The 12,909-nt window shown below is 59.4% G+C and carries 14 protein-coding genes; all 14 read left to right on the top strand.

The window, feature by feature from the left end; genetic code table 11:
- Positions 1-96 precede the first annotated feature (96 nt).
- The 14 genes from tilS (at position 97) to Q8R10_RS09110 (ending at position 12,757) form a co-directional block, all read left to right on the top strand.
- Positions 97-1,416 (top strand): tRNA lysidine(34) synthetase TilS, encoded by a 1,320-nt coding sequence (gene tilS, locus Q8R10_RS09175; protein ID WP_305653065.1) that lies wholly within the window; start codon positions 97-99, stop codon positions 1,414-1,416.
- Between the two features lie 157 nt (positions 1,417-1,573).
- Positions 1,574-3,205 (top strand): CTP synthase, encoded by a 1,632-nt coding sequence (locus Q8R10_RS09170; protein ID WP_305653063.1) that lies wholly within the window; start codon positions 1,574-1,576, stop codon positions 3,203-3,205.
- Positions 3,202-4,047, top strand: coding sequence for a 3-deoxy-8-phosphooctulonate synthase (gene kdsA, locus Q8R10_RS09165; RefSeq protein WP_305653061.1), 846 nt, complete (start codon positions 3,202-3,204; stop codon positions 4,045-4,047). Before Q8R10_RS09170 ends, kdsA begins: the two co-directional genes overlap by 4 nt.
- A 155-nt stretch (positions 4,048-4,202) precedes the next feature.
- On the top strand, positions 4,203-5,492 hold the full coding sequence (eno, locus tag Q8R10_RS09160) for a phosphopyruvate hydratase (protein ID WP_305653059.1): 1,290 nt from the start codon (positions 4,203-4,205) through the stop codon (positions 5,490-5,492).
- Between the two features lie 59 nt (positions 5,493-5,551).
- Positions 5,552-5,830 carry a cell division protein FtsB gene (gene ftsB, locus Q8R10_RS09155; protein WP_305653057.1) on the top strand — a complete coding sequence of 93 codons (279 nt, stop codon included), beginning with the start codon at positions 5,552-5,554 and terminating at the stop codon, positions 5,828-5,830.
- Between the two features lie 7 nt (positions 5,831-5,837).
- Positions 5,838-6,539, top strand: coding sequence for a 2-C-methyl-D-erythritol 4-phosphate cytidylyltransferase (gene ispD, locus Q8R10_RS09150; protein WP_305653056.1), 702 nt, complete (start codon positions 5,838-5,840; stop codon positions 6,537-6,539).
- Between the two features lie 165 nt (positions 6,540-6,704).
- Positions 6,705-7,817, top strand: coding sequence for an S-(hydroxymethyl)glutathione dehydrogenase/class III alcohol dehydrogenase (locus Q8R10_RS09145; protein ID WP_305653054.1), 1,113 nt, complete (start codon positions 6,705-6,707; stop codon positions 7,815-7,817).
- Positions 7,818-7,827: 10 nt separating this feature from the next.
- Entirely contained in the window at positions 7,828-8,673 is an 846-nt protein-coding gene (fghA, locus tag Q8R10_RS09140) for an S-formylglutathione hydrolase (protein ID WP_305653053.1), read from the top strand.
- 135 nt (positions 8,674-8,808) lie between these two features.
- Positions 8,809-9,282, top strand: a complete 474-nt coding sequence (gene ispF, locus Q8R10_RS09135; protein ID WP_305653284.1) for a 2-C-methyl-D-erythritol 2,4-cyclodiphosphate synthase — start codon at positions 8,809-8,811, stop codon at positions 9,280-9,282.
- Positions 9,279-9,413, top strand: coding sequence for a 2-C-methyl-D-erythritol 2,4-cyclodiphosphate synthase (locus Q8R10_RS09130; protein WP_371133307.1), 135 nt, complete (start codon positions 9,279-9,281; stop codon positions 9,411-9,413). Before ispF ends, Q8R10_RS09130 begins: the two co-directional genes overlap by 4 nt.
- Entirely contained in the window at positions 9,410-10,456 is a 1,047-nt protein-coding gene (gene truD, locus Q8R10_RS09125; RefSeq protein ID WP_305653051.1) for a tRNA pseudouridine(13) synthase TruD, read from the top strand. Before Q8R10_RS09130 ends, truD begins: the two co-directional genes overlap by 4 nt.
- Positions 10,456-11,205 carry a 5'/3'-nucleotidase SurE gene (surE, locus tag Q8R10_RS09120; RefSeq protein ID WP_305653049.1) on the top strand — a complete coding sequence of 250 codons (750 nt, stop codon included), beginning with the start codon at positions 10,456-10,458 and terminating at the stop codon, positions 11,203-11,205. Before truD ends, surE begins: the two co-directional genes overlap by 1 nt.
- 50 nt (positions 11,206-11,255) lie before the next feature.
- Positions 11,256-11,891, top strand: coding sequence for a protein-L-isoaspartate(D-aspartate) O-methyltransferase (locus Q8R10_RS09115; protein ID WP_305653282.1), 636 nt, complete (start codon positions 11,256-11,258; stop codon positions 11,889-11,891).
- The gene (locus tag Q8R10_RS09110; protein ID WP_305653047.1) at positions 11,891-12,757 is read left to right on the top strand and encodes a peptidoglycan DD-metalloendopeptidase family protein; all 867 of its coding nucleotides are present in this window, start codon (positions 11,891-11,893) and stop codon (positions 12,755-12,757) included. The genes Q8R10_RS09115 and Q8R10_RS09110 overlap by 1 nt, the downstream gene beginning before the upstream one ends.
- Positions 12,758-12,909 lie beyond the last annotated feature (152 nt).

Raw genomic sequence — 12,909 nt, 5'->3', positions numbered from 1 at the left:
GTACTCGCTCAGGCAGTACGCCATTTTTTCTTGTTCGCTGTTATGGGTCAGTGGCTATAGGCTTTTTGACGTGTGCGGCTACTCACAAGCGGTTAAATGCTGATGTCCCTAGAAGCCCAATTGCTGGTGGCTCTATCCGCCTGGCGCAGCGTGCCGGTCTGGACTGTGGCGTTTTCCGGTGGGCTGGATTCCACGGTGCTGCTGCACCTGTTGGTTGGTTTGGCGCAGCGCCAGCAATTACCGCCGCTGCGCGCCATTCATATCCAGCACGGCTTGCAGGTGGCAGCTGAGGCTTGGCCGGCGCATTGCCAGCAGGTCTGTGACGAACTCGGGGTGCCGTTGCTGCAGCATGAAGTGCAAGTGCAGCCTGGCGCTAGCCTTGAGCAAGCCGCTCGTGATGCGCGCTATGCAGCCTTCGCGGAGTTGCTCGGTGCGGACGAAGTGCTACTGACCGCCCAGCACTGCGACGATCAAGCCGAAACCCTGCTGTTTCGCTTATTGCGCGGCGCCGGCGCCCGTGGCCTGGCGGCCATGCCAGCGAGCCGGCCACTGGGAGCTGGGCACTTAGTGCGGCCCTTGCTGGCGGTGTCACGCGCCGAGCTGGAAGGCTATGCCCGCAGCAATGGGCTGGGCTGGGTGGAAGACCCGTCAAATTGCGACGAGCGCTTTTCCCGCAACTTTCTGCGCCGGCAAGTGTTGCCATTGCTCACCCAGCGCTGGCCGCAAGCCGTGGCCAGCATGGCCCGCAGCGCCGCACATCTGAGTGAGGCGCAAGGCTTACTGGATGAGTTGGCACAGGCCGACTTGACCCTAATGCAGCCAGATTCGCGCTTTGCCTGGCTGTCGCTGCCATCTTTGCCCTTGACGTCCTTATTGAGCTTATCTGCCGCACGCCAGCGCAATCTATTGCGTCACTGGTTGGCACCCCTGACGCCCATGCCCGACAGCGATCATTGGGCTGGCTGGACCTCGCTGGTAAATGCGGCGGTCGATGCCGCGCCGATTTGGCGTTTGGCCCGCGGTGAGCTGCAACGAGCCGACGGCCGGTTGTGGTGGTTGTCCGGCCCATGGTTGCAGCCATTGCCACCGATTGATCTGCCGTTGACGACTGCTGCGCGCTTGTCACTACCCGGCAACGGTCATATTTACTTGCTGGGGCAGGCCCCTGAGGGAGCATTGCAGGTGCGCTATCGCCAGGGCGGCGAGGTGCTGCAGTTGGCGGGGCGTGGGCGGCGCGATCTAAAACGCTTGCTTAATGAGGCTGGCGTGCCAGGGTTTTTGCGTGACCGTCTGCCGCTGCTGTATCAGGGAGAAGAGTTACTGGCGGTGGCAAATGTGCCGCAGTTAAGTGTTGCCGCGCCCGGCAATTGGCAATTCGTCTGGCAGGTGCCGACCAATGACCAGGGTTTGAGCTGAAAGGCCCTTTCCGGTAGACTACTCTCCCGTCTTATTACAGCTTTTGCTGACTCCTTTGGAATCGGCAAAAGCGTGCTTGTTTCCGGCAGGGTTTAGGACCTTGCTAGGCTTTTTCTGGCGGCATTGACCGCTTAAACGCAGACTTCTAGGGTTTTTCATGACGCGCTTCATATTCGTCACGGGCGGTGTTGTTTCCTCACTGGGCAAAGGCATCGCCTCAGCCTCACTGGCGGCTATCCTGGAAGCGCGGGGCCTTAAGGTCACCATGCTCAAGCTGGACCCCTACATCAACGTCGATCCGGGCACCATGAGCCCGTTTCAGCACGGTGAGGTGTTCGTCACCCACGACGGCGCCGAGACCGACCTTGACCTGGGTCACTATGAGCGGTTCATCCGCACCACCATGACCCAGAACAATAACTTCACCACCGGCCGTGTTTACGAACACGTGCTGCGCAAAGAGCGCCGTGGTGATTATCTGGGCGCGACCATTCAGGTCATTCCGCACATCACCGACGAAATCAAGCGCCGCATCATCAAGGGTGCTGGCGATGCCGACGTGGCCATGGTCGAGATCGGCGGCACTGTTGGCGACATCGAGTCGCAGCCGTTCCTCGAGGCGATCCGCCAGCTACGGGTGGAAGTGGGCGCCAAGCGCGCCATGCTGATCCACCTGACGTTGGTGCCGTACATCGCCACTGCCGGCGAGACCAAAACCAAGCCTACTCAGCATTCGGTTAAAGAGTTGCGCTCGATTGGCTTGCAGCCAGACGTGCTGATCTGCCGCTCCGATCACCCGATTGATATGTCCTCGCGGCACAAAATCGCGCTGTTCACCAACGTTGAAGAGCGTGCGGTGATCGGCCTGGAAGACGTCGACACCATCTACAAAATCCCAGGTGTATTGCACGCCCAGGGGCTGGATGATTTCGTCGTCGAGCGCTTTGCGCTGGAGTGCGGCACTGCTGACCTGTCCGAGTGGGATCGGGTGGTGGATGCCAAGCTCAATCCAGAAAATGAAGTCACCATTGCCATGGTCGGCAAGTACATGGAACTGCTGGATGCCTACAAGTCGCTGATCGAAGCGATGAGTCATGCCGGCATCCAGAGCCGTACCAAGGTCAACTTGCGCTATATCGACTCGGAAGATATCGAGAATAAAGACACCGCCTTGCTGGAAGGTGTGGATGCCATCTTGGTGCCGGGCGGCTTCGGTCTGCGCGGCGTCGAAGGCAAGATCACCACGGTTAAATACGCCCGTGAGAACAAGATTCCCTACCTGGGCATCTGCCTGGGTATGCAGGTGGCGGTTATCGAGTTTGCCCGTAACGTGCTGGGCTGGACCGATGCCAACTCCACCGAATTCGACAAGGCCAGCGGCCATCCGGTTGTGGGTTTGATCACCGAATGGGCAGACGCCAGCGGCGGCGTGGAAACTCGTACCGAAGCCTCGGACTTGGGCGGCACCATGCGCTTGGGCGCACAGGATTGCCGGCTCGAAAATACCTCCCTGGTGCATGACTGCTACGGCAAAGATGTGATTGTTGAGCGCCATCGCCATCGCTATGAAGTGAACAATAATTTGCTCGCCGAGCTGCAAGCCGCCGGCCTGAAAGTTACCGGCCGTTCGGGCGATGGCTCGCTGGTTGAAGTGGTTGAGGCGCCGAACCATCCTTGGTTTGTTGCTTGCCAGTTCCACCCGGAGTTCACCTCGACGCCGCGTGATGGCCATCCGCTGTTCAGCGGTTTTGTTAATGCTGCATTGGCCCAGAAGGCGCGCAAGGCATGAGTCAGAAGACCATTCGGGTTGGCAGTATCGACATCGCCAACGACAAGCCTTTTGTGTTGTTTGGCGGCATCAACGTGCTCGAGTCCCGTGACCTGGCCATGCGTGCGGCTGAGGAATATGTGCGGGTGACCGACAAGCTCGGTATCCCTTATGTGTTCAAGGCCAGCTTCGACAAGGCCAATCGCTCCTCGGTCAGCTCCTTCCGTGGCCCAGGCCTGGAAGAGGGCATGAAGATCTTCGAAGAAGTCAAAAAGACCTTCGGCGTGCCAGTGATTACCGATGTGCATGAGCCTGAGCAAGCGGCAGCTGTGGCGGCGGTGTGCGACATCATTCAGTTGCCGGCGTTTTTGTCGCGGCAGACCGATCTGGTGGTGGCCATGGCCAAGACCGGCGCGGTGATCAACATCAAGAAGGCCCAGTTTCTCGCCCCGCAAGAGATGAAGCATATCCTCGCCAAGTGTGAGGAGGCCGGTAATGATCAGCTGATTATCTGCGAGCGCGGCTCCTCCTTTGGTTACAACAACCTGGTGGTAGACATGCTCGGCTTCGGCATCATGAAGCAGTTCAACTACCCGGTGTTTTTCGACGTGACCCATGCGCTGCAAATGCCTGGTGGACGTAGCGACAGCGCCGGTGGCCGCCGTGGTCAGGTCACCGATCTGGCCAAGGCCGGCATGAGCCAAGGCTTGGCTGGTTTGTTTCTGGAGGCCCATCCAGACCCGGATAACGCCAAGTGCGACGGCCCTTGCGCCTTGCGTCTAGACAAGCTGGAGCCCTTCCTCAGCCAGCTCAAGCAGCTGGATGATTTAGTGAAGAGTTTTCCTGCGATTGAGACTGCCTAAACGGCTAATTCTTCGGTAAAGTGCCGTGCCGATTCATGCTGACTAGCTAGTCAGATAATCGGCTCGGTAGCTTTGCTTGGTTTTGATTCACCGCAGACGGTAGCGCCAACTTTGCTGCAGCGCCGTTTTCGTCAAATTTTGGAGTGCTTATAACAATGGCAATAATCGTCGACATCAAAGGCCGTGAAGTACTTGATTCGCGTGGCAACCCAACCGTGGAAGCTGACGTAATTCTCGACAACGGCATCATCGGCAGCGCCTGTGCGCCGTCCGGTGCTTCCACCGGTTCGCGCGAAGCGCTGGAACTGCGTGATGGCGACAAGAGCCGTTATATGGGCAAAGGTGTACTGAAAGCAGTCGCCAACATCAATGGCCCGATCCGCAGCCTGTTGCTGGGTAAAGACCCGGTTGATCAGCAAGCCTTGGACCAGGCGATGATTGCCCTGGACGACACCGAAAACAAAGCCTCCCTAGGCGCTAACGCGATTCTCGCGGTATCGCTGGCTGCCGCTAAAGCCGCCGCGCAAGCCAAGGGCGTAGAGCTCTATGTGCACATTGCCGACTTGAACGGCACGCCAGGCCAGTACTCGATGCCGGTGCCGATGATGAACATCATCAATGGCGGCGAGCATGCCGATAACAACGTCGACATCCAGGAGTTCATGGTTCAGCCGGTAGGCGCCAAGACCTTCTCGGAAGGCCTGCGCATGGGCACCGAGATTTTCCACCACCTGAAAGCAGTGCTTAAAGCTCGCGGCCTGAGCACTTCGGTGGGTGATGAAGGTGGTTTCGCGCCGAACCTGGCGTCCAACGAAGATGCGCTGGCGGCCATCAGTGAAGCAGTGGCCAATGCCGGCTACACCCTCGGCACTGACGTAACCCTGGCGCTGGATTGCGCGGCCAGCGAGTTCTTCGAAGACGGCAAATACGATCTGGCTGGCGAAGGTAAAGTCTTCGACGGCGCGGGTTTCGCCGACTACCTGGCGGGCTTGACTGAGCGTTACCCGATCATCTCGGTTGAAGACGGCATGGACGAGTCCGACTGGGCCGGTTGGAAAGTGCTGACCGATAAAATCGGCGAGAAAGTGCAGTTGGTCGGTGATGACTTGTTCGTCACCAACACCAAAATCCTCAAGCGCGGTATCGATGAGTCCATCGCCAACTCGATCCTGATCAAGTTCAACCAGATCGGCACCCTGACCGAAACCCTTGAAGCCATCCAAATGGCCAAAACGGCCGGCTACACCGCAGTGATCTCCCATCGCAGCGGCGAAACTGAAGATTCGACCATTGCTGACTTGGCCGTGGGTACCGCCGCAGGCCAGATCAAAACTGGCTCGCTGTGCCGCTCTGACCGCGTCTCCAAGTACAACCGTCTGCTGCGCATCGAAGAGCAACTGGGTGCCAAAGCCGTTTATAACGGTCGCGCCGAGTTTCGCGGCTAAGTCGGCAATGATAAAAAGGGTGGCTTAAGCCGCCCTTTTTTCTGTCGAGGCCTCTCGTCATGCGCAGTCCTTATTGGTTGTTTCTCGTCCTCATTCTGCTGCTGGCTGGCCTGCAGTATCGGCTGTGGGTGGGCGATGGCAGCTTGGCGCAAGTAGAGGAGTTGCAGCAGCAAATAGTCTCCCAGCAGGGTGAAAACGAACATTTGCTCGAGCGTAACCGCATCCTTGAGGCCGAAGTGCTGGAGTTAAAACAAGGGGTGGAAACGGTCGAGGAGCGTGCCCGGCATGAGTTGGGCATGCTCAAAGAGGGCGAAACCCTCTATCAACTCAACGAGTGAGTCGGCCATGAACAGTCCGCGTTTCTGGTTGGTGATCCCGGCCGCCGGGATTGGCGCGCGGATGCAGGCCGATCGGCCCAAGCAGTATCTGCAACTGGCCGGACGCTGCATTATCGAGCACAGCCTCGATTGCTTTCTCGAGCACCCGGGCCTAATGGGCGCCGTGGTGTGTCTCGCACCAGACGATCCCTACTGGCCAACCCTGGCCTGTGCCCATGATCCCCGTATCCAGCGTGTCGACGGCGGTGCCGAACGTGCCGATTCGGTGCTGCAAGGCTTGCTGCAACTGACGCAAATGGGTGCCAGTGAGGATGATTGGGTGCTGGTGCACGACGCCGCACGGCCGAATTTGTCACGGGCCGATCTGGATCTGTTGCTGAGCGAGTTGGCCGCCGATCCGGTAGGTGGGCTGCTGGCGGTGCCGGTGCGCGACACCCTCAAGCGTGCCGGCGCCGATGGCCGCGTGGCCGCAACCATCGACCGTAGCGACGTTTGGCAGGCCTATACGCCGCAGATGTTTCGCTGCGCCGCCTTGCAGCATGCGCTGGCGGATGCTTTGGTGGCTAACGTGGCGATTACCGATGAGGCGTCTGCCGTGGAGTGGGCCGGCCAGGCGCCGTGCTTGATCGAGGGACGCGCCGATAATCTGAAAATCACCCGCCCCGAAGACCTCGAGTGGTTGCGGCAGCGCTGGTTGCAACAGCGCTAATTGGTTCAGCCGCAAAGATTTATAGCGCTGGGCATCGGTTGGCGCGGACTCGTTCGTCAATGCCGTTCTCAGCAATCTATCGATTAATCGGCTGCGGCGACAATGCTCGGTGGCGGCCGCGGCTTAGAACCACTGCGTCCCATCCTTAATTTGCTGGAGAGCTTCATGATTAAGTCTCGTGCTGCCGTAGCTTTTGCGGCCAACCAACCCTTGCAGATTGTTGAGGTCGATGTGGCGCCGCCCCAGGCCGGTGAGGTGCTGGTGCGCATAGTTGCCACTGGCGTGTGCCACACCGATGCTTACACCCTGTCGGGTGAGGACTCGGAAGGCATCTTTCCGTGCATCTTGGGCCATGAAGGCGGCGGCATAGTCGAGGCGGTGGGCGAAGGTGTAACTTCCCTAGCGGTGGGCGATCATGTGATTCCGCTGTACACGGCGGAATGTCGCGAGTGCAAATTCTGCAAATCCGGCAAGACTAACCTCTGCCAGGCGATTCGCAGCACCCAGGGCCGCGGCGTGATGCCGGACGGCACCAGCCGTTTCTCCTATCAGGGTCAGCCGATTTATCACTACATGGGCTGCTCGACGTTCTCCGAATACACCGTGCTGCCGGAAATTTCCCTGGCGAAAATCCCCAAAGACGCGCCGTTGGAGAAGGTCTGCCTGCTCGGCTGTGGCGTCACCACCGGGATCGGCGCGGTGCTGAATACCGCCAAGGTGGAAGAGGGCGCCACCGTGGCGATCTTCGGTCTGGGCGGCATCGGCCTGGCAGCAATCATCGGCGCGACCATGGCCAAGGCCAGCCGCATCATCGCCATCGACATCAATCCAGCCAAGTTCGAGATTGCCAAGCAGTTGGGTGCCACCGATTGCATCAACCCCAAGGACTACGCCAAGCCGATTCAGGAGGTCATAGTCGAGCTGACCGATGGCGGCGTGGATTATTCCTTTGAATGCGTCGGCAATGTGCAGCTGATGCGCGCCGCGCTGGAGTGCGCGCACAAGGGCTGGGGCGAGTCGGTGATCATCGGCGTGGCCGGCGCCGGGCAGGAAATCAGCACCCGACCGTTCCAGCTGGTCACCGGTCGGGTCTGGCGCGGTTCGGCCTTTGGCGGTGTGCGTGGGCGTACCGAACTGCCCAGCTATGTGGCCAAGGCGCAGAGCGGCGAGATTCCGCTGGACAGCTTTATCACCCATACCATGGGGTTGGAGGACATCAATAAGGCGTTTGATTTGATGCACGAAGGCAAGAGCATCCGCACAGTGATTCATTTCTAAGGTGGCGGCCATGGCTCTGGAAAATCTGTCTTGCCAGAAAAGCTTCGGCGGCTGGCACAAGCGCTATCGGCATAGCTCGGCGGTACTGGGTTGCGATATGCGCTTCAGTATTTACCTGCCGCCCCAGGCCGAGCAGGGCGCGCCCTTGCCGGTGCTGTACTGGTTATCCGGGCTGACCTGTACCGATGAGACCTTTATGCACAAGGCCGGTGCCCAGCGCATGGCGGCCGAGTTGGGCTTGGTGCTAGTTACGCCGGACACTAGCCCGCGTGGCCTGGAGGTGCCGGACGATGCCGAGGGCGCCTGGGATTTCGGCCTGGGTGCGGGGTTTTATTTGAATGCCACCCAGCAACCCTGGGCGCAGCATTATCAGATGCACGACTATGTGGTGCAGGAGTTGCCGGCGCTGATTGAGGCGCATTTTCCGGTGTCGCAACGGCGTGGCATCAGCGGTCATTCCATGGGCGGCCATGGTGCGCTGGTCTGCGCCTTGCGCAACCCTGGGCGTTACCAGTCGGTGTCGGCCTTTGCGCCCATCAGCAATCCGCTCAATTGTCCTTGGGGCGAGAAGGCCTTCAGCGGCTATCTGGGTGAGAATCGCAACAGTTGGCGCGAATGGGATGCCTGCGCGTTGCTGACCGGTGCCCAGGAGCGTCTGCCGATGCTGATCGATCAGGGCGATTGCGATGAGTTTTTACTGACTCAGTTGCAACCCGAGGCGCTGCAAGCACAGGCGCGCCTGCATGGGCATCAGCTGTGGCTGCGCATGCAGCCGGGCTATGACCATAGCTACTACTTTATCGCCAGTTTCATCGATGACCATCTGCGTCATCACGCGGCGGCATTGCAGGCTTAAGGGCTCTAGTTTAAGGGCGCAGGCTTAAATCGTGCCGGTTTGGGCGCGGTTTAACTTGGCCTGCGCTCGCGAGGAGTCAAACCGGGTAGAATCGCCGCCTGACTTCTGCAAGGCCTGACTTTCATGAGCAACGCTATACGCATTGGCCACGGCTACGATGTGCACCGCTTCGGCGAAGGGGCTTTTATTACCCTGGGCGGGGTGCAGATCACCCACAGCTTTGGTTTGCTTGCCCACTCCGACGGCGACGTGTTGCTGCACGCGCTCTGCGATGCCTTACTTGGCGCCGCGGCGTTGGGCGATATCGGCAAACACTTCCCCGATACCGATGCGCAATTCAAAGGCGCCGACAGCCGTGTGTTGCTGCGTCGAGTGCTTGCGCTGGTCAAGGCCAAGGGCTGGAAAGTCGGTAATGTCGACAGCACCATAGTCGCCCAGGCGCCGAAGATGGCGCCGCATATCGAGGCCATGCGTGCACTGATTGCCGCTGACCTGGAGGTCGAGCTGGATCAGGTCAACGTCAAGGCCACCACCACGGAAAAACTCGGTTTTACCGGCCGTGAAGAAGGCATCGCCGTGCACGCTGTGGCTTTGCTGGTGGGCGCATGAGCGATCTTGAGGTTGCGCTGGATCAGGTCAACGTCAAGGCCGCCACTATCACAGACACCGAAAAACTCGGCTTTACCGGCCGTGAAGAAGGCATCGCCGTGCACGCTGTGGCTTTGTTGGTGGCGGCATGACCGAGCTTGAGTTGCTTGGCCCCTGTGCTTATGGTGCGCCGCTTGGCCGTGCCGTATTAAAAGCCACGGCGGAAGATTTTCAGGTCGATGAAGTGCTGGATATTCCACTTAGCGGCACGGGTGAGCACCTGTGGTTGTGGGTGGAAAAACGCGGCCTGAATACCGAGGAGGCAGCGCGCCTCCTGGCCCGCGCCGCCGGCGTTCAAGTGCGCACCGTGAGTTACGCCGGTTTGAAGGACCGTCAGGCCTTGACCCGACAGTGGTTCAGCATCCAGTTGCCGGGCAAGGCTGACCCCGATTTCTCGGCTGCGCAAAGCGACAGCCTGCGGATTTTAAACAGTGTGCGGCACCTGCGTAAATTGCAGCGCGGCGCCCATGCGGCCAATGGCTTTACCCTGCGCCTCACTCAATTAGACGCCGATCATGGGGCGCTGGATGCGCGCCTGCAGCAGATCGCCGCCCAGGGTGTGCCCAACTATTACGGCCCTCAGCGCTTTGGTTATGAAGGCGGTAACTTGGCCCAGGCGCGCAATTTTGCCATCGCCAAGGTGCTGCCAGAACAACGCAATATTCGCTCCCGCGTGCTCTCGGCGGCGCGCAGTTATCTGTTCAATCAGGTGCTGTCCGCCCGGGTCGCAGACGGCAGTTGGCAGCAGGCGCAGATTGGCGATTTGCTGGCGTTCACCGACAGCCGCAGTTTTTTCCCCGCAGGCGAAGCCGAGTGCAGCGATCCGCGCCTGGCGATTCTCGATCTGCATCCAACCGGGCCGCTGTGGGGCGCCGGTGATTCGCCGGCCGCGGGTGCCAGTCAAATTCTGGAACAGGCAGTGGCGGCAGGTGAGCCGGGGTTATGCGACTGGTTGGTCGAAGCGGGCATGGCGCACGAACGACGCATACTGCGTCTGCCCATCGGCGGTTTGACGTGGCATTATCCCGAGCCAGACATTTTGCAACTGCAATTCGTCCTGCCGGCCGGATGCTTTGCCACCGCTATGGTGCGCGAACTGGTCGATCTGCTGCCTGCGGGACCGACGGATAATTAATGCGTATTCTGATTTCCAATGATGATGGGGTTACCGCTCCGGGCCTGGCTGCTTTGCACGCGGCGCTGGCGGACTACGCCGAGTGTGTGGTGATAGCGCCTGACCAGGACAAGAGTGGCGCCAGCAGTTCGCTGACGCTGGATCGGCCGTTGCATCCGCAACGCTTGGCCAATGGCTTTATCAGCCTCAATGGCACGCCCACCGATTGTGTGCACCTGGGCCTGAATGCCTTGTTTGAGCCGGTGCCGGAGATGGTGGTGGCGGGGATTAATCTGGGCGCCAATCTCGGTGATGATGTGCTCTATTCCGGCACGGTGGCGGCGGCCTTGGAAGGGCGTTTTTTGCAACTGCCGGCCTTCGCTTTTTCATTGTTGTCGCGTCAGCCAGACAACCTGCCAACCGCCGCGTATTTTGCGCGCAAACTGGTGGCCGCCCACGCCGAGCTGAATCTGCCGCCGCGCTGCGTGTTGAACGTCAATATTCCCAACTTACCGCTGGAGCGTATTCGCGGCGTGCAACTGACCCGTCTTGGTCATCGCGCCCGCGCCGCGGCGCCGATTAAAGTGGTCAATCCGCGCGGCAAGGAAGGTTACTGGATCTCGGTGGCTGGCGATGCCGAAGACGGCGGCCCGGGCACCGATTTTCATGCGGTGATGCAGGGCTATGTGTCGATTACCCCGCTGCAATTGGATCGTACTTTTCCTGAGGCCTTTAGCGGGCTGGAAGGCTGGCTGGAGGGGTTGCTCTGATGCGCGCGCGAAACCAGGATAAAGATCAATTGCAACACCATGGCATCGGCATGACGTCGCAGCGTACGCGCGAGCGCTTGATTGAGCGCTTGTATGAAGAAGGCTTGTCGAATCCGCGGGTGCTGGAAGTTATTCGCCGCACCCCACGGCATCTGTTCGTCGATGAGGCTCTGGCCCATCGCGCCTACGAAGATACGGCATTACCTATTGGCCATAACCAAACTATTTCCCAGCCCTATATGGTTGGGCGGATGACTGAATTGCTGCTGGCGGACGGGCCTTTAGACAAGGTGCTGGAAATCGGCACCGGTTCTGGTTATCAAACTTCGGTGTTGTCGCAACTGGTTGAACGGGTATTTTCGGTGGAGCGCATCCAAGCGCTGCAAGAGCGCGCCAAAGAGCGTTTGCTGGAGCTGAACTTGCGCAATGTGGTGTTTCGTTGGGGCGATGGCTGGGAAGGATGGCCAGCGTTGGCGCCCTACAACGGCATTATCGTCACCGCAGCGGCGGCGGACGTGCCGCAAGCATTGCTCGATCAGTTAGCACCGGGCGGACGTTTGGTGATCCCGGTGGGCGCTGGCGATGAGCAGCAGCTGCTGTTGATTGTCCGTGAGGAACAGGGCTTCACCCGTCATGTACTGGACGCGGTGCGTTTTGTGCCTTTGCTGCACGGACCTTTGGCCTAATGTTTGGACTGAGCGGCCGTCGGGCCGTCTGCAGTACGGCAGGGCATCGGGCTTTGGCTTGGCTGAGCCTGTGCTTGGTGTGCGTGGCGCTCAGCGCCTGCAACACGACGCGAACCGGTGGCGTGCAAGTTATCGACCGTAATACCGGAGCGCAGAGTGCTGGGAACTCCCGCCAACCGGTAAGTGTTGGCCAATATGTTGTGCAGCCTGGCGATACCTTGTACTCGATTGCTTTTCGGTTTGGCTGGGATTGGAAGACCCTGGCCGAGCGCAACCGGATTGCGGCGCCTTACGTTATTCGTAAAGGGCAGGTTATTCGTTTTGATGGGCGCACAAATCAGGCTCCGATAGTTGCGCAAAACAGCCGGCCCAGCACTGCCACTAACCGCGTACCGCCGGCGGTAGTTAGAGCTAATGACGCGGCGATAGTCGCCAGCAAGCCTGCACCAACAGCGGTAGCGTCTAGTCCGGTTAGCACCGTTGCGAAAAACTTTACTGGTCGCTGGACCTGGCCGGCAAAAGGTGCGCTGATCGGGCGATTTTCCTCAAACGGCAGTTTGAATAAAGGCATTGATCTGGCCGGGGAATTGGGCGAGCCTGTTTCTGCTGCGTCTGATGGTTCAGTGGTGTACGCCGGCAGTGGATTGCGGGGCTACGGCGAGTTAGTAATCATCAAACACAGTGATACCTACGTAAGTGCTTACGGTCACAACCGTAGGTTATTGGTGCGGGAGGGGCAGCAGGTCAAAGTCGGACAAGTAATTGCTGAAATGGGTTCAACGGGCACTGACCGGGTGAAGCTACATTTTGAAATTCGCCGTCAAGGTAAGCCTGTTGATCCGCTGCAATATTTGCCCAAGCGTTGAGTTGCCGCTGACTTGTACTTTTGCGTAGTAGGACCGAGCTCGGGTGTTGCCAAGGACGTCCTCTGAGTTCAAACCAACGCGACTTAACAGTGTTGGTTGAATGTCGGGGTTAGGTGCTGCCGGAGCTTGTTGTCGAACTCAGCTAAGGACAA

Origin of the sequence: Pseudomonas sp., from assembly GCF_030698175.1 — a bacterium.
Lineage (GTDB): Bacteria > Pseudomonadota > Gammaproteobacteria > Pseudomonadales > Pseudomonadaceae > Aquipseudomonas.
This window is presented reverse-complemented; position numbering and strand designations above follow the sequence as displayed.

What these genes read in the sequence shown, in the direction of transcription:
- tilS (WP_305653065.1), top strand. Translation starts at nt 97, where the DNA reads ATGCTGATGTCCCTAGAAGCCCAATTGCTGGTGGCTCTATCCGCCTGG.
- Q8R10_RS09170 (WP_305653063.1), top strand. Translation starts at nt 1,574, where the DNA reads ATGACGCGCTTCATATTCGTCACGGGCGGTGTTGTTTCCTCACTGGGC.
- kdsA (WP_305653061.1), top strand. Translation starts at nt 3,202, where the DNA reads ATGAGTCAGAAGACCATTCGGGTTGGCAGTATCGACATCGCCAACGAC.
- eno (WP_305653059.1), top strand. Translation starts at nt 4,203, where the DNA reads ATGGCAATAATCGTCGACATCAAAGGCCGTGAAGTACTTGATTCGCGT.
- ftsB (WP_305653057.1), top strand. Translation starts at nt 5,552, where the DNA reads ATGCGCAGTCCTTATTGGTTGTTTCTCGTCCTCATTCTGCTGCTGGCT.
- ispD (WP_305653056.1), top strand. Translation starts at nt 5,838, where the DNA reads ATGAACAGTCCGCGTTTCTGGTTGGTGATCCCGGCCGCCGGGATTGGC.
- Q8R10_RS09145 (WP_305653054.1), top strand. Translation starts at nt 6,705, where the DNA reads ATGATTAAGTCTCGTGCTGCCGTAGCTTTTGCGGCCAACCAACCCTTG.
- fghA (WP_305653053.1), top strand. Translation starts at nt 7,828, where the DNA reads ATGGCTCTGGAAAATCTGTCTTGCCAGAAAAGCTTCGGCGGCTGGCAC.
- Q8R10_RS09130 (WP_371133307.1), top strand. Translation starts at nt 9,279, where the DNA reads ATGAGCGATCTTGAGGTTGCGCTGGATCAGGTCAACGTCAAGGCCGCC.
- truD (WP_305653051.1), top strand. Translation starts at nt 9,410, where the DNA reads ATGACCGAGCTTGAGTTGCTTGGCCCCTGTGCTTATGGTGCGCCGCTT.
- surE (WP_305653049.1), top strand. Translation starts at nt 10,456, where the DNA reads ATGCGTATTCTGATTTCCAATGATGATGGGGTTACCGCTCCGGGCCTG.
- Q8R10_RS09115 (WP_305653282.1), top strand. Translation starts at nt 11,256, where the DNA reads ATGACGTCGCAGCGTACGCGCGAGCGCTTGATTGAGCGCTTGTATGAA.
- Q8R10_RS09110 (WP_305653047.1), top strand. Translation starts at nt 11,891, where the DNA reads ATGTTTGGACTGAGCGGCCGTCGGGCCGTCTGCAGTACGGCAGGGCAT.